This window comes from Bradyrhizobium diazoefficiens (assembly GCF_016616885.1).
GTDB lineage: Bacteria > Pseudomonadota > Alphaproteobacteria > Rhizobiales > Xanthobacteraceae > Bradyrhizobium > Bradyrhizobium diazoefficiens_F.
This window is the reverse complement of the sequence record NZ_CP067102.1, coordinates 6628308-6646394: the sequence shown is the minus strand read 5'-3', so window position 1 is coordinate 6646394 and position 18087 is coordinate 6628308. Positions and strand designations below refer to the sequence as shown.

The 18087-nt window shown below is 64.7% G+C and carries 17 protein-coding genes; 12 read left to right on the top strand and 5 right to left on the bottom strand.

Going from position 1 to position 18087, the window contains the following annotated elements:
• The first annotated feature begins 12 nt into the window (after positions 1–12).
• Positions 13–1164, top strand: coding sequence for an alpha-hydroxy acid oxidase (locus JJC00_RS30885; protein ID WP_200469583.1), 1152 nt, complete (start codon positions 13–15; stop codon positions 1162–1164).
• 241 nt (positions 1165–1405) lie between these two features.
• Positions 1406–1564, top strand: a complete 159-nt coding sequence (locus JJC00_RS30880) for a hypothetical protein (RefSeq protein ID WP_200469582.1) — start codon at positions 1406–1408, stop codon at positions 1562–1564.
• A 15-nt stretch (positions 1565–1579) separates the two neighbouring features.
• Here the strand turns inward: JJC00_RS30880 and JJC00_RS30875 are convergent, their stop codons facing one another.
• Both JJC00_RS30875 and JJC00_RS30870 read right to left on the bottom strand, forming a co-directional pair.
• Positions 1580–2911: an MFS transporter gene (locus JJC00_RS30875; RefSeq protein ID WP_200469581.1), complete on the bottom strand. Its 1332-nt coding sequence runs from the start codon at positions 2909–2911 to the stop codon at positions 1580–1582.
• Between the two features lie 247 nt (positions 2912–3158).
• Positions 3159–3995: a transporter substrate-binding domain-containing protein gene (locus tag JJC00_RS30870; protein WP_200469580.1), complete on the bottom strand. Its 837-nt coding sequence runs from the start codon at positions 3993–3995 to the stop codon at positions 3159–3161.
• A 210-nt stretch (positions 3996–4205) separates the two neighbouring features.
• On the opposite strand from JJC00_RS30870, the gene JJC00_RS30865 reads away from it, so the two are divergent.
• The 9 genes from JJC00_RS30865 (at position 4206) to JJC00_RS30825 (ending at position 12419) form a co-directional block, all read left to right on the top strand.
• Entirely contained in the window at positions 4206–5123 is a 918-nt protein-coding gene (locus tag JJC00_RS30865) for an NAD(P)-dependent oxidoreductase (RefSeq protein ID WP_200469579.1), read from the top strand.
• 16 nt (positions 5124–5139) lie between these two features.
• Positions 5140–5493: a RidA family protein gene (locus JJC00_RS30860; protein ID WP_200469578.1), complete on the top strand. Its 354-nt coding sequence runs from the start codon at positions 5140–5142 to the stop codon at positions 5491–5493.
• 129 nt (positions 5494–5622) lie between these two features.
• Entirely contained in the window at positions 5623–7284 is a 1662-nt protein-coding gene (locus JJC00_RS30855; RefSeq protein WP_200469577.1) for a thiamine pyrophosphate-binding protein, read from the top strand.
• A gap of 3 nt (positions 7285–7287) precedes the next feature.
• Positions 7288–8553 carry an NAD(P)/FAD-dependent oxidoreductase gene (locus JJC00_RS30850; RefSeq protein WP_200469576.1) on the top strand — a complete coding sequence of 422 codons (1266 nt, stop codon included), beginning with the start codon at positions 7288–7290 and terminating at the stop codon, positions 8551–8553.
• A 9-nt stretch (positions 8554–8562) separates the two neighbouring features.
• Positions 8563–9306, top strand: coding sequence for an aspartate/glutamate racemase family protein (locus JJC00_RS30845; RefSeq protein ID WP_200469575.1), 744 nt, complete (start codon positions 8563–8565; stop codon positions 9304–9306).
• Positions 9307–9408: 102 nt separating this feature from the next.
• Positions 9409–10113, top strand: coding sequence for a GntR family transcriptional regulator (locus JJC00_RS30840; protein ID WP_246773980.1), 705 nt, complete (start codon positions 9409–9411; stop codon positions 10111–10113).
• Positions 10114–10443: 330 nt separating this feature from the next.
• A complete protein-coding gene (locus JJC00_RS30835; RefSeq protein WP_200469573.1) occupies positions 10444–10986 on the top strand; it encodes a thiamine pyrophosphate-binding protein in 543 nt (180 codons plus the stop codon).
• 5 nt (positions 10987–10991) lie between these two features.
• Entirely contained in the window at positions 10992–11582 is a 591-nt protein-coding gene (locus tag JJC00_RS30830) for a thiamine pyrophosphate-dependent enzyme (protein WP_200469572.1), read from the top strand.
• A gap of 57 nt (positions 11583–11639) precedes the next feature.
• Positions 11640–12419 carry an SDR family NAD(P)-dependent oxidoreductase gene (locus JJC00_RS30825; RefSeq protein WP_200469571.1) on the top strand — a complete coding sequence of 260 codons (780 nt, stop codon included), beginning with the start codon at positions 11640–11642 and terminating at the stop codon, positions 12417–12419.
• A gap of 228 nt (positions 12420–12647) precedes the next feature.
• Here JJC00_RS30825 and JJC00_RS30820 read toward each other — a convergent pair whose 3' ends face one another.
• The 3 genes from JJC00_RS30820 to JJC00_RS30810 are packed head-to-tail and all read right to left on the bottom strand — an operon-like array spanning position 12648 to position 16418.
• The gene (locus tag JJC00_RS30820) at positions 12648–13442 is read right to left on the bottom strand and encodes an IclR family transcriptional regulator (protein ID WP_200469570.1); all 795 of its coding nucleotides are present in this window, start codon (positions 13440–13442) and stop codon (positions 12648–12650) included.
• Positions 13443–13461: 19 nt separating this feature from the next.
• Positions 13462–15195, bottom strand: a complete 1734-nt coding sequence (locus tag JJC00_RS30815) for an FAD-dependent oxidoreductase (protein WP_200469569.1) — start codon at positions 15193–15195, stop codon at positions 13462–13464.
• Positions 15196–15203: 8 nt separating this feature from the next.
• Positions 15204–16418 (bottom strand): ABC transporter substrate-binding protein, encoded by a 1215-nt coding sequence (locus tag JJC00_RS30810; RefSeq protein ID WP_200469568.1) that lies wholly within the window; start codon positions 16416–16418, stop codon positions 15204–15206.
• Between the two features lie 362 nt (positions 16419–16780).
• On the opposite strand from JJC00_RS30810, the gene JJC00_RS30805 reads away from it, so the two are divergent.
• Entirely contained in the window at positions 16781–18082 is a 1302-nt protein-coding gene (locus JJC00_RS30805) for an MFS transporter (protein WP_200469567.1), read from the top strand.
• Positions 18083–18087 lie beyond the last annotated feature (5 nt).

Sequence of the window (18087 nt, the reverse complement as noted above, 5' to 3'; positions counted from 1 at the left end):
CGGCGGTGAAAGATGCGACTGGCACAATGTCATAACTTCCACGACTTCCGGCGGCTGGCGCGTCACCGGCTGCCCGGCCCGATCTTCAACTATATCGACGGCGCCGCCGACGATGAGACGACCCATCGCCGCAACAGCGCCAGCTTCGAGCATTGCGATTTGCTGCCCAACGTGCTGCGTGGCGTGCAGCAGGTCGACCTTTCAGTGACGGTCATGGGCCAGAAGCTCGCGCTGCCGTTCTATTGCTCGCCGACCGCCTTGCAGCGGCTGTTCCATCATGACGGCGAGCGCGCAGTCGCCGCGGCGGCTGCGAAATATGGCACCATGTTCGGTGTCTCCTCGCTGGGCACGGTGAGCCTCGAGGAACTGCGCAAGGCCTACGACACGCCGCAGGTCTATCAGTTCTATTTCCACAGGGATCGCGGCCTCAACCGCGCCATGATGCAGCGCGCCAAGGAGGCCGGCGTCGAGGTGATGATGCTGACGGTGGACAGCATCACTGGAGGAAATCGCGAGCGCGATCTGCGCACCGGCTTCAGCATTCCCTTCCGCCTGACGCTTGCCGGCATGCTGCAGTTCGCGATCAAGCCGCGATGGGGCATCGAGTATCTCACCCACGAGAAATTCAGGCTGCCGCAACTGGAGGAGCACGTCGACATGGGTGGCGGCGCCATGTCGATCGGCCGCTATTTCACGGAGATGCTGGATCCCGCGATGAACTGGGACGATGTCGCGGAGATGGTGCGAACCTGGAACGGGCCGTTCTGCTTGAAAGGGATCATGTCGGTGGAAGACGCGCGTCGCGCAGTTGATATCGGCTGTGCCGGGATCGTCCTGTCCAACCATGGCGGCCGCCAGCTCGACGGCTCCCGCTCAGCCTTCGATCAGCTCGCCGAAATCGTCGATGCCGTGGGTGACCGCATCGATGTGATGATGGATGGCGGCATCCAGCGCGGAACTCATATCCTGAAAGCGTTGTCGCTCGGAGCCAAGGCGGTCGGGCTTGGACGATATTATCTGTATCCGCTCGCCGCCGCCGGCCAGCCCGGTGTCGAACGGGCCCTCGGCCTGCTGCGCGCCGAGCTCGAGCGCGGCATGAAGCTGATGGGGTGCACGTCGATCAGCCAGCTGTCGCGCGCCAATCTGCGCTTCCGGCCCGGGTAGCGCGCGGCGAGAAGACACGCGCGACTAGAGCCATTTCCGTTCCGATGGAATCGGAACGGGGCTCTAGATTCTTGTATTGACGCGTTTTCTTGACGCGAACCGGCATCCACTTCGCTTGAAAACGCTCTAGCGCGGGGCCAATAGCCGAGGCCCACCTGTAATCTGCTTCACAGGCAGGCGCGCCGATCTGCGCTAGATGAAGTCAGGCCTCGCGTCCGCGCGGCCGGCTTCGGAGCTGGCGATGATTGCTGCACTGGCAAGGGCAATATCCCGCGCGACGGGAACCAATGTCGACGTCGAAACTCTGAAGATCCTGGTGATCTTCTCGGGCGCGGGCCTGCTGGTCTCGCTCGTGGCCGCGATGATCTACGGACAGGCTCTCAACGCCGCTTTGTTCTGAGCCTGTCGCGATCCGTCAGGCCACCGGGTCCTTGGAGCGGCTCCGTTTCTCCGGCGCCAACGGTGGCGCGCGCTTGAGGGGAGCGTTCTCTTGTGGTGCGGCGTCACTGCCCGAGACGTGCTCGACCGGTGTCGAGCCGCCGTCGCGATAGGCGACGATCCAGATCAGAAAGCCCACGACCGCCAGCGCGGCGCCGACGGGGCCGGTGGAGGTCCAGCCGAGCCCCTGGCGAATGGCGAGGCCGCCGAGGAATGGGCCGAGCGCATTGGCGGTGTTGAACGCCGAATGGTTGAGCGCGGCCGCGAGCGCCTGCGCGTCTCCCGCGACGTCCATCAGCCGCGTTTGCAGCACGGCCCCGAGCGCGACGCTGGCGCCGATCGCAAAAATGTCGATCGCCAGCAGCCAGGGATTGCCGGCGGCCAGCGGAAACACCAGCAGCGCGACGGCTGCAAACAGCAGGATGCCGCCCGCCGTCGGCATCAACGCGCGATCGGCGAAGCGCGGCACGAACAGATTGCCGAGCGTGGCGCCGATGCCGAAGATCGCCAGGAAGAACGGAATGACCTCGGTGCGGACCTTGGTGACCTCGATCAAGGTCGTCGCCAGATAGGTGTAGACGGCGAACATGCCGCCGAAGCCGATGGCGCTGATCGCGAGCGTGATCCAGACGCGGCGGCTTTTGAGCGCGCCGAGCTCGCGCAGTGGATCCGACCGGCCAGCCCGGTCGCGCGGTGCGAACAGCGCGCACAGCAGCATCGTGAGCAGCGCCAGTGCCGAGACGAGGCCAAAACTCGCGCGCCAGCCGACCGCCTGGCCAATCAGATTGGCCAAGGGAACGCCGATGATGGTGGCAACGGTCAGGCCCAGCATCACTTGGCCAACCGCCTGCGAGCGGCGGTGTTGCGGAACAAGCGAGGCCGCAACCAACGCGGCGATGCCGAAATAGGCGCCGTGGGGCAGGCCTGAGAGAAAGCGGGCGGCAATCATCGCGCCAAAGCTCGGCGCAAGCGCGGTGAGGGCATTGCCGAGCGCGAACACCGCCATCAGCACCAGCAACTGCGTGCGCCGTGCGAATCGTGCACCGAGCACGGCAATCAGCGGCGCACCCAGCACCACGCCGAGGGCGTAAGCGCTGATCGCGTGTCCAGCCGTCGGCTCGTCGATGTGAAGGTCGGCCGCGAAGAACGGCAGCAGGCTCATCGATGCGAATTCGGTGGTTCCGATCGCAAACCCGCCCATCGCGAGCGAGAACAGGACGATGGCGAGATGAGGGGGCGCGGAAGCCGAATTCGATGTCGTGCTTTGCGAGTTCGTTTTTGGCGAGGTCGCGTGAGGCGAGGTCGTCATATGTCCTGCATTGGTGGCGTCGAGGGAAACCAGCCCAGCAAACGTCGCCACCCCCGCAGATTTTATCTTACCTACTTAAGCGCGCATGGGTCCGCGTCAACACCGGAAGCTCCACGTAACGCCGTCTGCATATCAGCCTCCCGGTTTGCTCGGGGCATCCCGCGTCAATGTGTCTCGTGAGACCGGTCCAAGAACGCCTTCGGCCGCTCGTTGCGCGGCCGAAAAGGTCCTGGACATACATGGTCGATCAGAACTGCACTTCGCTCGGGATGTCCTCGGCGCTGAGGCCGACGGTTTCATAGGCCTTCAGCAGCCATTCACGAGTCTGGCCCAGCGAACGGTTGTAGTCGGCCCAGGCACTGAGGAAATCCTTGTAGCGAAGATCGGCTTCGGCGCGGATGCCGAGGTTGGTCGGCAGCGTCAGCAGCGGGCGCGGGATCGCGAGTTCGCCAAGCGTCGGATTCTTCTTCAGCGTGAAGACCGAAAGCACCGCCAGCGAGACATTGCAGTCGGCCCGGCCCGTCGACACCGCGAGAATCGCTTCGTCGCGCGTCTTGAAGCCGAGGATGGTCGCCTTCGGGCAGTAATGGCGCGCGATCGTCTCGTGCGTCGAGCCGATGTCGACGGCGATCTTGACCTCGGGCTTGTTGAGCTCGCCCCAGGTCTGAGGCTTGGCGAAGCCCTTCTTGGTGATGACGGTGAAGGAGTGCACCAGGATCGGCGTCGAGAAGTCGATCACCAGTGCGCGCTCCGGCGTCGGGTTCACGGCAAAGGCGAGGTCGATCTTGTCGGCCTGGAGATCGAGGATCTGGTTGCCCCAGGTCGATTCCAGTGTCTCGACCTTGACGCCCAGCTTGCCCGCGATGTCGTTCGCCATGTCGATGCAAGCGCCCGACCATTGATTGGTCGCGAGGTCTTTGTGGAAATAGGGATCCTGACCGGCGATCACTGCGATCCGCAGCACGCCGCTCTTCTTGATGCGGTCGAGCGTGGAGGTCGGGGCGGTGTCGGCCTTGGCCGCTGCTGTCGTGGCCATTGCCGCGCCCGCCAGCGCGACGGTGGTGAGTGCGTCCCTGCGGTTCATGGTCAGTGCTCCCTGGGGAATGATCGACAACTCCGATTCAAGGACTATTTCTGTATTCAGACCGTAATGCAATATGGTATTGCACCTCTGCCGGCAATTTGAGTGATCGGGCGATGGAAGCCTAATCCTCTGGCAAAGCGAGAGAAAATCGCGTGACGCCTGGTGGACCATGGTCTGGTTTTGCGATCCGGGAATGAGAGGAGAAAGTCTGTGCGTGCTGTTTTCGTCGATGCCAACGACACGCTGGCCGCGGTTACCGAGAAGCTGCTCGGCGTGGCGAAACTGCCCGTCGGCATCAACCGCAATCCCTCGATCAAGCCCGATGATCTGCCCGGCCTGCTCGGCGATGCCGAGATCATGATCGTCGATCACACCGCCGTACCCTCAGCCATTGCCGGGAAGTGCGCGAAGCTAAAGCACGTCGTCTTCCTCGGCACCGGCGCGCGCAGCTACATGAACCCGGAGGAGCTCGCCGAGCGCGGCATCGCCGTCCACACCATCAAGGGCTATGGCGACACCGCCGTGGCCGAATGCGCGATCGCGCTGATGTGGGCCTCTGCCAAAAGCTTCGGCGAGATGGACCGCGGCATGCGCGAAGGCAACTGGCTACGGCGTGATGCCGTGCAGCTCACCGGCAAGACCCTCGGCCTGATCGGCTTCGGTGGCATCGCGGCGGAAGCCGCGCGCATGGCGGCGGGCTGCGGCATGAAGGTGATCGCCTGGAACAGGACGCCGAAGACGCATCCGGGCGTCGAATTCGTGTCGCTGGAGAAGCTGCTGGCGGAGAGCCATGTCGTTTCGCTGCATCTTCTGCTCAACGACGAGACCAAGGGCTTTCTGTCGCGCCAGCGCATCGCGCAGATGCGCAAGGGCAGCATTTTGATCAACACCGCGCGCGGCGCCGTCGTGGACGAGGACGCGATGCTCGATGCGCTGCGCTCGGGCCACATTGCCCATGCCGGCCTCGACGTCTTCACCGTCGAGCCGCTGCCCGCTGGGCACGCCCTGACAAAGCTGCCGAACGTGACGCTGTCGGCGCATTCGGCGTTCCGCACGCCCGAGGCGAGCGACAACCTGATCGGCGCGGCGCTCGATCATTGCCGCCGCATCATCGCCACCGGCAAGTAAAGCAATAAGGACCCCCATGTCGGACATCACCCGCATCGACCAGAACGCCCGCCGCAGCCGCGCTTCCGTATTCGGCGATCTCGTTTTCCTGGCGGGACAAGTGGCTGATACCAAGACCGCCGACATCACCCAGCAGACCAATGAGGCGCTGGCAAAGGTCGATGACATGTTGGCGCGCGCCGGCACCGACAAATCGCGACTGCTCAGCGTGCAGGTCTGGCTCAAGACCATGGACGATTTCGACGCCATGAACGCGGTCTATGATGCCTGGGTCGTGCCGGGCAATGCGCCGACCCGCGCCTGCGGCAAGGTCGAGCTCGCCGATCCGGCCTGCCGCATTGAGGTGATCGCAATTGCCGCGCGGCGCTGACATGCGTGCCGATGCCCGCTGCACTGTTTGTTTCGGCCTTGCACCTTATTTCCGCCTGTCCTACGCCACCTCGGAACAAAACTTGCGCGAGGCCATGATGTCCATCGCCAAAGCCTGCAGGGAGCTGTCATGACCATTCGCAACACCCGCACCGGGGGCCAGATCCTGATCGATCAGCTGGTCGCCCAAGGCGTCGAGCGCGTCACCTGCGTGCCGGGCGAGAGCTACCTCGCCGCGCTCGACGCGCTGCATGACAGCCCGATCGACGTCGTGATCTGCCGCGCCGAAGGCGGCGCTGCGATGATGGCGGAAGCCTATGGCAAGCTCACCGGGCGTCCCGGAATCTGCTTCGTCACCCGCGGCCCCGGCGCCACCAACGCCAGCCACGGCGTTCACATCGCGATGCAGGATTCGACGCCGATGATCCTGTTCGTCGGCCAGGTCGATACCGGCATGCGCGAGCGCGAGGCGTTCCAGGAACTCGACTACAAGGCGGTGTTCGGCTCCATGGCGAAATGGGCGGTGGAGATCGATCGACCCGATCGCATTTCGGAGCTGGTCGCGCGCGCCTTCCGCGTTGCGTTGCAGGGCCGCCCGGGTCCGGTCGTGATCGCGCTGCCGGAGAACATGCTGACCGAGACTGCGGCCGTCGCCGATGCCATGCGCATCGAGCCGGCGGTGAGCTGGCCCGCGCCCGCTGACATCGAGCAGGTCAGCGCGATGCTTGCCAGCGCCAAGGCGCCGCTCGTCATCCTCGGCGGCTCGCGCTGGACCGATGAAGCGACCAAAAGCATCGCGCGTTTTGCCGAACGGTTCGACCTTCCGGTCGCGACCTCGTTTCGCCGCGCGTCGCTGATCGACGCCGACCATTCGCATTATGCCGGCGATCTCGGCATCGGGCCGAGCCCGGGCCTGAAGGCGCGTATCGATAACGCCGACGTCATTCTGCTGATCGGCGGCCGCATGTCGGAGATGCCGTCGTCGTCCTACACGCTGCTCGACATTCCGACGCCGAAGCAGAGGCTGATCCACGTGCATCCGAGCTCCGAAGAGCTCGGCCGCATCTATCAGCCCGCGCTCGCGATTCAGGCGACGCCCGCCGCGTTCGCTGCGGCGGTTGAGACGCTGAAGCCCGCAGGCTCAGTTGCCTGGAAGGGCGAGGCCGCCAAGGCGCATGCCGATTACCTCGCCTGGACCGACAAGGCGCGCGAGCTGCCGGGCACGTTCCAGTATGGTCGGGTCATGACCTGGCTGCGCGATCGCCTGCCGAAGGATGCGATCGTCTGCAACGGCGCCGGCAATTATGCCGGCTGGATCCATCGTCATCATCGCTTCCACAGCTTTGCGGCCCAGCTCGCGCCGACCTCGGGCTCGATGGGCTATGGCGTGCCGGCGGGCGTGCTGGCCAAGCGGCAATTTCCGGATCGCGTCGTCGTCGCCTTTGCCGGCGACGGTTGCTTCCTGATGAACGGCCAGGAATTCGCAACGGCCGTGCAGTATGACGCGCCGCTGATCGTGATCGTCGTCGACAATTCGCAATACGGCACCATCCGCATGCACCAGGAGCGTGACTATCCCGGTCGCGTCGTCGGCACCCAGCTCAAGAACCCTGATTTTGCGATGTACGCCAGGGCGTTCGGCGGCCATGGCGAGCGCGTCGAGCGCACCGAAGAATTCGCGCCGGCATTCGAGCGCGCGCTCGCGTCGGGCAAGCCGTCGATCCTCCATTGCATCATCGATCCACGCGCGATGTCGGTCGGCAAGGATTTCACGCCGGCGGTGAAGGCGTAGCCGATGGCAGAGGGCCGCCACGTCGCCATCATCGGAGCCGGCGCGGTCGGTGTGATCAGCGCCATCGAGGCGCTGCGCGAGGGTCATCGGGTCACGTTGATCGATGCAGGCGAGCCCGGCGGCGAACAGGCGGCGAGCTACGGCAATGCCGGCTGGCTCTCCTCGCATTCGGTGATCCCGCCGGCGGAGCCGGGCGTCTGGAAGAAGGTGCCGGGCTATCTGATCGACCCGCTCGGCCCGCTCGCGATCCGCTGGTCTTACTTGCCGAAGGCGCTGCCCTGGCTGATCAAGTATCTGCTGTCGGGCTGGACCGAGGCGCGGGTCGAGAAGACCGCGTTTGCGCTCCGCGATCTCCTGAAGGACGCGCCGCTGCTGCACAGGAAGCTCGCGGAGGAGGCCGGCGTGCCCGAGCTGGTCGAGCGCAACGGCGTGATGCACGTCTTCCCGTCGCGCGGCAATTTCGACAACGATCTCGGCTGGCGCCTGCGCAAGAAGGTCGGCGTCGAATGGATGGAGCTGAACGCCGACGAGATGCGTCAGCGCGAACCGGACCTGCACCCGCGCTACACCTTTGGCGTGGTGGTGGAAGAGGCCGGACGCTGCCGCGATCCCGGCGCTTACGTTGCGGCGCTGGCAAATCATGCACTGGCGAACGGGGCCAAGCTCGTGCGCGCCAAAGCCACCGGGCTGAAGTTGAATGGCAACAAGCTCGTCGCCGTCCTCACCGAGACCGGCGAGATTCCCTGCGATGCTGCGGTGGTCGCGGCCGGCGCGCATTCAAAGCGATTGACGGCATCGATCGGCGATCCGCTGCCGCTCGAGACCGAGCGCGGCTATCACGTCATGATCGAGAACCCGGAATCAGGTCCGCGCGGCTCGATGATGGCGTCTGACGCGAAGATGGTGGTGAACTGGACCGACAAGGGCCTGCGCGCCGCCGGCACGGTCGAGATCGCCGGCCTCGAGGCTGCGCCGAACTGGAAGCGCGCCGAGATTTTGCGCAACAACCTCCTCAGCATGTTCCCAAAACTGCCGAAGGACATCCCGGCCTCGCGCATCAAAACCTGGTTCGGGCATCGGCCGAGCATGCCCGACGGCATTCCCTGCATCGGCTACGCACGCGCGTCGCGTGACGTCGTCTATGCCTTCGGCCATGGCCATATCGGTCTGGTCAGCTCGGCCCGCACCGGCCGCCTCGTCGCGCAGCTCCTGAGCGGCAAGCAGCCAGAAATTCCGCTCGCACCGTTCGCGCCCACCCGCTTCCTCTGAGATCGCACCATGACTTATCCAGCCAACTCGCCTTCTCGTATTGCCCGTGGCGGCAAGGCCATCTACGGCGCGCCGCTCGGCATCCTGATGCTGGAAGCGCGCTTCGCTCGCATTCCCGGCGACATGGGCAATGGCACGACCTGGCCATTCCCGGTGCTCTATCGCGTGGTGAGCGGCGCGTCGCCGGAGAAGGTGGTGTTGAAAGGCGCGGCCGGCCTGTTGCCTGACTTCATCGATGCGGCCAAGCACCTGGTGCGGCTCGGGGCCGAGGCCATCACCACCAATTGCGGCTTCCTCTCGCTGTTCCAGAAGGAGATCGCGGCCGCCGTCGGCGTGCCCGTCGCGACCTCGTCGTTGATGCAGGTGCCGTGGGTGCAGGCGACCCTGCCGCCCGGCAAGCGCGTCGGTCTCGTCACGGTGTCAGGCTCGACCTTGACGCCGGCCCATCTCGAGGGTGCCGGCGTGCCGCTCGATACGCCGCTGGTCGGGACCGAGCACGGCAAGGAATTCTTCCGCGTGCTGATCAAGGCCGAGAAGGACGACATGGACGTCGGCTTGGCCGAGCGTGACGTGGTCGAGGCTGGCAAGCAGCTGGTCGCCAAAAACCCCGATGTCGGCGCGATCGTGCTCGAATGCACCAACATGCCGCCCTATGCCGCAGCTTTGCAGGCTGAAGTGGGGCTCCCGGTCTACGACATCTATTCCATGATCACCTGGTTTCATGCTGGACTGCGTCCGCGCGTCTTCGCCTGATTCCGGCCGTTGCGAAGCGCTTCACGGTCCTCCTCTCGTTTGCATTGCAATCGCTCCCGCAGGCTCGGTATATTGGGCTGTGTTCGGTTATGAATGCAGCTTATGAAGAGCAACGTGGAACTGGCTTCCGATAGTATCGTCGATCGCGTCTATGAACAGCTCAAGGCGATGGCCGTGAGCTATGAGTTCAAACCGGGCGAGCGGCTCAACGAAGGCGAGCTGGCCAAGCGCCTTGGCGTCAGCCGCACGCCGCTGCGCGAAGCGCTCAACCGTCTCAACACCGAGGGCTTCCTGCGCTTCACGCCGGGCAAGGGCTTCTTCTGCCGCGAGCTCGACGCGCACGAGATCTTCGATCTCTACGAGCTGCGCAAGTCGATCGAGGTCGCCTCGGTCCGCCTCGCCATCAAGCGCGCCAAGGACGAGGATATCGACGCGCTGCTGAAATTCCTCGAAGCCACCGGCCCCGATCCCGGCGAGCGCTCCTCGGTGGAGCTCGTCGAGCTCGACGAGACCTTCCACGAGCGGCTGATGAGCATGTCGAACAACGCCGAGATGCTGCGCGTGCTGCGCAACGTCAACGCCCGCATCCGCTTCGTGCGCTGGATCGACATGGACAGCATCAACCGCACCAACACCCAGGCCGAGCACCGCGCTGTCGTCGAAGGGCTGAAGGCGCGGAACGAAGAGGCTTGCGTCTCGGTGCTGGAGAAGCATATCGACCGCCGCCTCGATCGCATCACCTCTGCGATCAAGGAAGGCTACGCGCAGATCTACATGCCGGCCATGGCGAGGTCTGCGGCGAATTAGCTCTCGAGCCGCAGTGACGGTGCCCTCCCTTCTCCCCTTGCGGGAGAAGGTGGCGCCGGATGAGGGGTATCTCTCGGCGCGCATAACTTCGCGTGAGTGCGCGGAGAGATACCCCTCACCCTAGCGAGGATGTGTCGACCTGCTCCGATGCCCTCTCCCGCAAGGGGGCCCGCAAGGGGAGAGGGCGCAGCAATGCGCATCGTGCCTCGGTCCCACAAGGGACAGGAGAACGCAGCTATACAATCCTTCAATACCTGCTCATGCCAGACGGTCAGAGCCTTCGTTCCCGAACACCGCTAGCGTGCCGCTCGAAATTCACGGAGACACGCGGTGCATAGCCCCCAACCCAATCCCGAAGCGCGCAGCAGTGATGACTGGCCGTCCGAGCTCTATCGCGTCCTGAAGGCCGCCGACGTCAGGCAGATGTCGTACGTGCCGGATGCCGGCCACAGCCAGCTGATCCGCATGTTCTCGTCCGACCGTGGCGTCACCACCAATGTGCTGACGACCGAGGAAGAAGGTATCGCCATTGCCGCGGGCGCCTGGCTTGGCGGCCAGCGCAGCGTGCTGTTGATGCAGTCGAGCGGGGTGGGCAATTGCATCAACATGCTGTCGCTGTCGGCGATCGGCCGCTTTCCGCTGCTGATGCTGGTGACGATGCGCGGCGAATGGGCCGAGTTCAATCCCTGGCAGGTGCCGATGAACCGGGCGACGCAGCCCTCGCTGGAAGCGATCGGGCTGAAGGTGATGCGCGCGGAGACGTCTGACGATCTGGTCGAGACCGTCGAATCTGCGGCGTCGCTCGCTTACGAGTCCGACCAGCAGATCGCGGTCCTGATCGGGCAGCGCCTGATCGGCAAGAAGAAGTGGTGATGTTGATGACCGTTTCCTCCCAACTCGATCGCCGCGCCGCCGTCGCAGCGCTGCTGAAGAACCGCAAGGACACGCTGGTCGTCTCCGGCCTGGGCTCGCCGACCTACGATCTGCACGCGACCGGCGACCGCGCCGACAATTTTTATCTCTGGGGCGCGATGGGCGGCGCCGCACTGATCGGGCTCGGCCTCGCGCAGGCCCAGCCGGGCAAGCGCGTGATTGCCTTGACCGGCGACGGCGAGCAGCTGATGGGCCTCGGCGGCATCGCCACCATCGGCGTCGCGCGCCCGCGCAATCTCGATATCGTCGTGATCGACAACCAGCATTTTGGTGAGACCGGGATGCAGGCGAGCCACACCGGCCGTGGCGTCGATCTCGCCGCGATCGCCACGGCCTGCGGCTTTGCGGCAGCCGCCACGTTGCGGACGCTCGAGGAGGTGCAGCGTCTCGCGACGCAGATGGCCGGACCGGCCGGCGGCCCGCGGCTTTTTGTCATCAAGGTTTTGGCCGAGAATCCGCCGCGTTCGCTGCCCTCGCGCGATGCCGTCTTTATCAAGAACCGGTTGCGTGCTCATCTCGGCTTCGCGGCGGCTTGAACGGGAGTCCTCTCCGGGATAGCTCGCTGCATAAGCAGCTATCCTGGAGTGTGTCCTATGAAACTATCCGGCAAAGTCGCCGTCATCACCGGCGCAGCACGCGGTATCGGCAAGGCCTGCGCAAAGCGGTTCCTTGAAGACGGCGTCAAGGTGGTCATCTCGGACGTCGACACCGATGAGCTCGAGAAGACCGTCAACGAGCTGGGCAAACCCAAGGAGCTCTACGCCGTGCCGTGCCATGTCGCACGACGCGCGGACGTGGATCGTGTGGTGGCGACCGCGGTCCGGGAGTTCGGCCGGCTCGACATCATGGTCAACAATGCCGGCGTCGCGCGCAACCGTGACATCCTGGAGATCTCCGAAGAGGAGTTCGACGAAATCATCGGCATCAATCTGAAGGGCGCGTTCTTCGGCGTGCAGGCCGCGGCCAAGCAGATGATCGCGCAAGGCAGCGGCGGGGTCATCATCAACATGTCCTCGGTGAACGCGCTACTGGCGATCCCGGCGCTCGCGACCTACGCCATGTCAAAGGGCGGCATGAAGCAGCTGACCTCGGTGGCCGCCGTCGCACTCGCACCGCACAACATCCGCGTCGTCGCGGTCGGGCCGGGCACGATCCTGACCGACATGGTGGCGTCCTCCATCTATACATCCGAGGATGCCCGCAAGACCGTGATGTCGCGCACGCCGGCCGGCCGCGGCGGCGAGCCGAGCGAGGTCGCCTCGGTCGTGGCGTTCCTTGCGAGCGACGATGCGTCCTACATCACCGGGCAGACCATCTATCCCGATGGCGGGCGATTGGTTTTGAACTACACCGTGCCGGTGAAGGATAAGTAGGGGCTGAAGGTCGCTCCAAACTCGCTGTCATCGCCCGGCTTGCCGCCTTCGCTGAAGCTTCGGCGTGCCGAGCGCCGGCGTGGGCCTCGGCGTAGCCTTGGCGGAGCCGGGACCGAGCGATCCAGCACTCCGAGACAGCCGTGTTAGAACCGATGGGCCGCGGCGTACTGGATTCCCCGCTTTCGCGGGGAATGACACTTGTTGTGAGGCGGGCAGTTATGCCCCTCATCACTCCGCCGCGATCGTCATGCCGTAGCCGAGCCGCTTCGAGATGTGGCCTGCGCAGTCGCGCAGGGCGTGGGCGATCGGGCTGTCCCAGCGGGCATCAAAGGTGCCTTCCGGCCCCATCGCGGTGATCACCAGTGCGACATGGCCGGCATGATCGAACACCGGCGCGGAGAACGCGTTCACGCCGGGGAGGGGATCGCCGAGGGCGCGGGCGAGGCCGTGCTTGCGGACCTCGGCGAGCATCTCGGCGACTTTCGCGCCTTTCACGGTGCGCTTCGGATTGTAGCCGACGCCGTGGCGGTCGAGGCCGCTTTCAAGCGCGGCGTTGATTGTCTTTTCCGGCAGGAACGCCGCGAAGGCGCGCCCCGTGGCGGTCTCCAGCAGCGCCATCACCGAGCCGGCGCGCATCACGATGTGCACGGGCTGGCCTGGCTCCTCTAACTGCACTACGGTCGGTCCATGCGTGCCCCAGACAGCGAGCGAGACGGCATGCCCGATCTGGCTCGCAAGCGCCGCGATCTTCGGCTGGGCGATGCGCACACCGGAGAGGCGGCGCAGGCTGATCAGGCCGAGCTCCAGCGCGAGCGCGCCGATCTCGTAGCGGCCGGTGGTCTCGTCTTGCTCGATCAAGCCGATGCGCGAGAAGCTGGCCAGATAAGGATGCGCCTTGGCCGGCGTCATGCCGGCCTCGCGCGCGAGATCGCGCAGCATCATCGGCTCGCCGCTCTTGGCGAGCGCACGGAGCAATTCTCCGCCGACCTCGATCGACTGGATGCCGCGACTTTCTCTCTTCATGCGCCTCCGATGCGCTCACTTACGCCGCGTCGCGCTTGGCGGCGCTGTCGGCGAGATGACGGCCGGCAATGTAGCCGAAGGTCAGCGCCGGCCCAAGCGTGATGCCGGCACCGGGATAATTGCCGCCCATGATGCTCGTCATGTCGTTGCCGGCGGCATAGAGCCCGGAAATCACCCGGCCTTCGCCGTCGAGCGCGCGTGCGTTCTCGTCGGTGACGATGCCGGCATAGGTGCCGAGATCGCCGATGACCATCTTGATGGCGTAGAAGGGCCCGTTCTCGATCGGCGCGATGCAGGGGTTCGGACCGTGCATGGCGTCGCCCTGGTAGCGGTTATAGGCTTTTGAACCTTTGCCGAACGCGGCATCGTGCCCCTGCGGCGCGCTTGCATTGAACTGCTTGACCGTCTCGGTGAACGCTTTCGCATCGATGCCGGCTTTCACGGCGAGCGCTTCGAGCGTCTCGCCGCGCATGAGATAGCCGGTGTTGAGGTGATGACCGAGCGGCATCGGGAACGGCGGCACGCAGCCGAGGCCGTATTTGCGCAGCGTTGGATGATCGCAGATGAGATAGGCCGCGATCTCTTCGCCTGGCTTGGCGGCCTTGATCATGGCCTGGACGAAGTCGTGATAGGAATTGCCTTCATTGGCAAAGCGCCTGCCGTCGCGCATCACCGCGATCACGCCGGGCTTGGCGCGGTCGATGAAGTGCGGCATCACACCCTTCGAGCCGTCCTTGCGCGTGGTGAGCGACACCGGCACCCACGCCGCCGCGTTGGGCAGGCGGTCCTCGACGTGCCCGCCGGCGCTTTCGGCAAGCCGCAGGCCGTCGCCGGTGTTGCCGGTGGGGCCGGGTGAAAAATGCTCGTTGCCGGTCGGCGCATGCGGGAACATCTTCTTGCGACGCTCGACATCGTGCGGAAAGCCGCCGCAGGCGAGCACGACGCCTTGTCGCGCGCGAACGCGGACGTCGCGGCCCTCGCGCGACACGATCGCGCCGGTCACGGCACCGTTCTCGACCGTCAGCTCGCGCACCGGCGATGACAGCCACATCGGAATCTTCAAATCCTGCACGGATTTTACGAGGCGTCCGGCGAGCGCGTTGCCGTTGGTCAAGGTCATGCCGCGGCCATAGCGCAGCACGCCCATCAAATGCCGCGACAGCCGCTTGGCGACATAGACCGCCGACGTCAGCGACTTGGTCACCCGCATGAAGTGAATGATCTCCTTGCCGGAGCCGAGCATCATGCCGAACACGGTGAGCTCGGGCAGCGGCATGCCCAGCGTCTTGATCTGGTCTCCAAGCTCGCGACCGTCGAACGGCCGCGTCACCATGGAGCGGCCGCCCTGCGTGCCGCCGGGCGCTTCGGCGTGGTAGTCCGGAAACACCAGCGGCATGTCGAAGCGCAGCGCCGTCTTGTTGGTAAAGAAATCGACGGCTTCGGGGCCCGCGCTCAGGAACGCATCGACCCGGGCGGCGTCAAAATTGTTGCCGGCTTCGTGCCGCAAGTATGTTCGGGCCTGCTCCGGCGTCTCCTCGATGCCATAGGCCTTCGCCAGCGACGTGCCGGGGATCCACAGCCAGCCGCCGGAGCGGGCGGTGGTGCCGCCGAAGCAGGGCTCCTTCTCGACGATCAGCACGTCGAGACCGCGATAGCGTGCTGTGATCGCGGCAGACATGCCGGAGCAGCCCGATCCGGCCACGAGCACATCGCACTCGTATGTTTCGCTTGCGTTGCGCTCGTTGCCGGTCATGTCTCACCTCACTTCTTCAAGAGCGGACATTTGGATTCTGAGGCCGGGCGATAGGCGTCCTCGCCCTTCACGGTCTTGATGATCTCCAGGTAATCCCAGGGCTCCCTAGACTGCTCGGGTGACTTCACCCTGGCCAGATACATGTCGCGGATGACGCGGCCGTCCTCGCGCAACTTGCCGCCATGGACGAACATATCCTCGATCGGCAGCTCGCGCATCTTGGCCATCACCTTGGCCGGATCGTCCGTGCCGGCGGCCTTGATCCCTCTCAGATAATGCAGCACCGAGCCGTAGACGCCAGTGTGTATCATTGTCGGCATGACATTGGTGCGGGCGAAGAATTTCTTGGACCAGACACGCGTCGCCTCATCCATGTTCCAGTACGACGCCGTCGTCATGTAGGTGCCCTGCGCGGACTTGAGCCCAATCGCGTGCACGTCGGTGTCGAACATCAGGAGCCCGACGAGCTTCTGGCCGCCCTGGACCAGGCCGAACTCGCTGGACTGCTTGATGGCGTTGTCCGTGTCCTGGCCGGCATTGGCGAAGGCGACGACGTCAGCCTTGGAGCTCTGCGCCTGCAGCGCGAAAGACGAGAAGTCCGCGGTGTTGGTCGGGTGCTTGACGCCGCCCAGCACCTTGCCGCCCATCTCGTTGATGAAGCGGGTGGCGTCCTTTTCGAGCTGCTGGCCGAAGGCGTAGTCCGCAGTGATGAAGTACCAGGATTTGCCGCCTTCCTTGATCACGGCGGAGGCCGTCACCTTCGACAGCGCGTAGGTATCGTAGGTGAAGTGCACGGTGTTCGGGCTGCACAGCTCGTCGGTCAGCGAGCTCGCGCCAGGCCCGGAGAGCAGGGCGATCTTGTTGCGCTCGCGCACCATGTTGTGCACGGCGATCGCAATGCCGGAATTGGGAATGTCGACGACGGCATCGACCTTGCCGTTGTCGAACCAGCCGCGCACGATATTGACGCCGACGTCGGTCTTCATCTGGTGGTCGGCGCTGATGATCTCGATCGGCTTGCCGAGCACGGTCGGCCCGAACTCCTCCACCGCCATTTTTGCGGCCTCGACCGAACCCGGCCCACTGTTGTCGCGGCCCCAGCTCGACAGATCCGTGAGCACGCCGATCCGCACCACGTTATCGGAGACTTGCGCGCGCGCGACTGTGGTCATGGCAGCCGACGTCATGGCCGCGAGCATGGCGCAGGCCAAAAGCCCTCTCATCGTCGTTCCCTCTCTATTATGGGGCCGCTTGGCGCGGCCGATTGTTCTGATAGATAATTAGATATTAGCAAATAGGTTTGTCAATGGTGAATAATGGCGCGTGGGGGGCCGCTCGATGAGTGAGCGGCGACAAGCGCAACTGCTTTCCACAGCCGTCATTGCGAGCGAAGCGAAGCAATCCAGACTGTTTCCGCGGAGGCACTCTGGATTGCTTCGTCGCAAGGGCTCCTCGCAATGACGGGTGCGGGAGCAGCGGCGCGAAAACCTCGCATTGTGATCCCGGTCAAAGGTAACACCTCCGCAGGTTGCAAGCCTCACCTCGATTGGCCATGATGCCCGCTGGAATGATGGGGCGCATGGCAATGACGGCAGCAACGGGGGTCTCCACTGCGGCGGAGAGATCGACAACGGCGCATGTGGTGTGGGCGAGTGCACTCGGCACCGCGATCGAGTGGTACGATTTCCTGATCTACGGCACGGCCGCCGCCCTCGTGCTCAACAAGCTGTTCTTCCCGAGCTTCGATCCCTTTGTCGGCACGCTCGCGGCGTTCTCGACCTATGCGGTTGGCTTCGTGGCGCGGCCGATCGGCGGCGCCATCATCGGGCATTACGGTGATCGGCTCGGACGCAAGAAGATGCTGGTCGCGACCATGATCGCGATGGGGCTCGGTATCTTTCTGATCGGCTGCCTGCCGACTTACAACCAGATCGGTGTCTGGGCGCCGATTTTCCTCGTCATCCTGCGCTTCATCCAGGGCATCGGTCTCGGCGGCGAGTGGAGCGGCGCGGTCGTCATGGTCGTCGAGCATGCCGGCAATCGGCGCGGCTTCTACGGCAGCCTGGTGCAGATCGGCTTTCCCGTCGGAGTCGCCGCCTCCACCGGCATTTTCGGGCTGATGACGCGGCTGCCCGAAGCCGACTTTCTGAGCTGGGGTTGGCGCGTGCCGTTTCTGATCAGCATTCTGCTTGTCGGCGTTGGCTTCATCGTGCGGCTCAAACTTGCGGAGACGCCTCACTTCAAGGAGGTGGTCGAGCGCAAAGAGGTGCTGGCGCAGCCGGTGTGGGAAGTGCTTCGCCGCGATTGGCGCAGCTTTCTGCTCGCCATCGGCATCACGGTCTCGGAAGTCGGACTTGCTTATCTCCTCACCGTCTTCACCGTGGTCTATGCCACGACGAAGCTCGGCCTGCCGCGTCAGGTGATCCTGAATGCGGTGGTCTACGCCGCGCTTGTCGAATTCGCGACGCTGCCGCTGGCCGGTTGGCTGTCGGACATCTTTGGCCGCAAGGCGCTGTATCTCGCCGGCGGTGTGTTTTCGGTGGCGCTGGCGTTTCCACTGTTCTGGTTCCTCGACACCAAAGATCCGGTGCTGATCACGCTCGCGCTCGTGGTCACGATGACGTTGACGCATGCACTGCTGTTCGGGCCCAAGGCCGCGTTCATGCCGGAACTGTTCCGCACCCAGGTGCGCTACAGCGGCGCCTCGCTGGGCGCCAACGTCGCGGCTGCGCTCAGCGGCGGCTTTTCGCCGCTGATTGCGACCGCACTGCTGGCATGGGCCGGCTCGTACTGGCCGGTGTCGGTCTACATCATCGCGCTGTCGATTATCACGATCATCGCAACGCTGATGGCGCCGGAGACGGCGCGGGACACGCTCCAGTCGTGAGAGCC

Coding starts and splice junctions, on each gene's coding strand:
- JJC00_RS30885 (WP_200469583.1), top strand. CDS start 13: ATGCGACTGGCACAATGTCATAACTTCCACGACTTCCGGCGGCTGGCG.
- JJC00_RS30880 (WP_200469582.1), top strand. CDS start 1,406: ATGATTGCTGCACTGGCAAGGGCAATATCCCGCGCGACGGGAACCAAT.
- JJC00_RS30875 (WP_200469581.1), bottom strand. CDS start 2,911: ATGACGACCTCGCCTCACGCGACCTCGCCAAAAACGAACTCGCAAAGC.
- JJC00_RS30870 (WP_200469580.1), bottom strand. CDS start 3,995: ATGAACCGCAGGGACGCACTCACCACCGTCGCGCTGGCGGGCGCGGCA.
- JJC00_RS30860 (WP_200469578.1), top strand. CDS start 5,140: ATGTCGGACATCACCCGCATCGACCAGAACGCCCGCCGCAGCCGCGCT.
- JJC00_RS30855 (WP_200469577.1), top strand. CDS start 5,623: ATGACCATTCGCAACACCCGCACCGGGGGCCAGATCCTGATCGATCAG.
- JJC00_RS30850 (WP_200469576.1), top strand. CDS start 7,288: ATGGCAGAGGGCCGCCACGTCGCCATCATCGGAGCCGGCGCGGTCGGT.
- JJC00_RS30845 (WP_200469575.1), top strand. CDS start 8,563: ATGACTTATCCAGCCAACTCGCCTTCTCGTATTGCCCGTGGCGGCAAG.
- JJC00_RS30840 (WP_246773980.1), top strand. CDS start 9,409: ATGAAGAGCAACGTGGAACTGGCTTCCGATAGTATCGTCGATCGCGTC.
- JJC00_RS30830 (WP_200469572.1), top strand. CDS start 10,992: ATGACCGTTTCCTCCCAACTCGATCGCCGCGCCGCCGTCGCAGCGCTG.
- JJC00_RS30825 (WP_200469571.1), top strand. CDS start 11,640: ATGAAACTATCCGGCAAAGTCGCCGTCATCACCGGCGCAGCACGCGGT.
- JJC00_RS30820 (WP_200469570.1), bottom strand. CDS start 13,442: ATGAAGAGAGAAAGTCGCGGCATCCAGTCGATCGAGGTCGGCGGAGAA.
- JJC00_RS30815 (WP_200469569.1), bottom strand. CDS start 15,195: ATGACCGGCAACGAGCGCAACGCAAGCGAAACATACGAGTGCGATGTG.
- JJC00_RS30810 (WP_200469568.1), bottom strand. CDS start 16,418: ATGAGAGGGCTTTTGGCCTGCGCCATGCTCGCGGCCATGACGTCGGCT.
- JJC00_RS30805 (WP_200469567.1), top strand. CDS start 16,781: ATGACGGCAGCAACGGGGGTCTCCACTGCGGCGGAGAGATCGACAACG.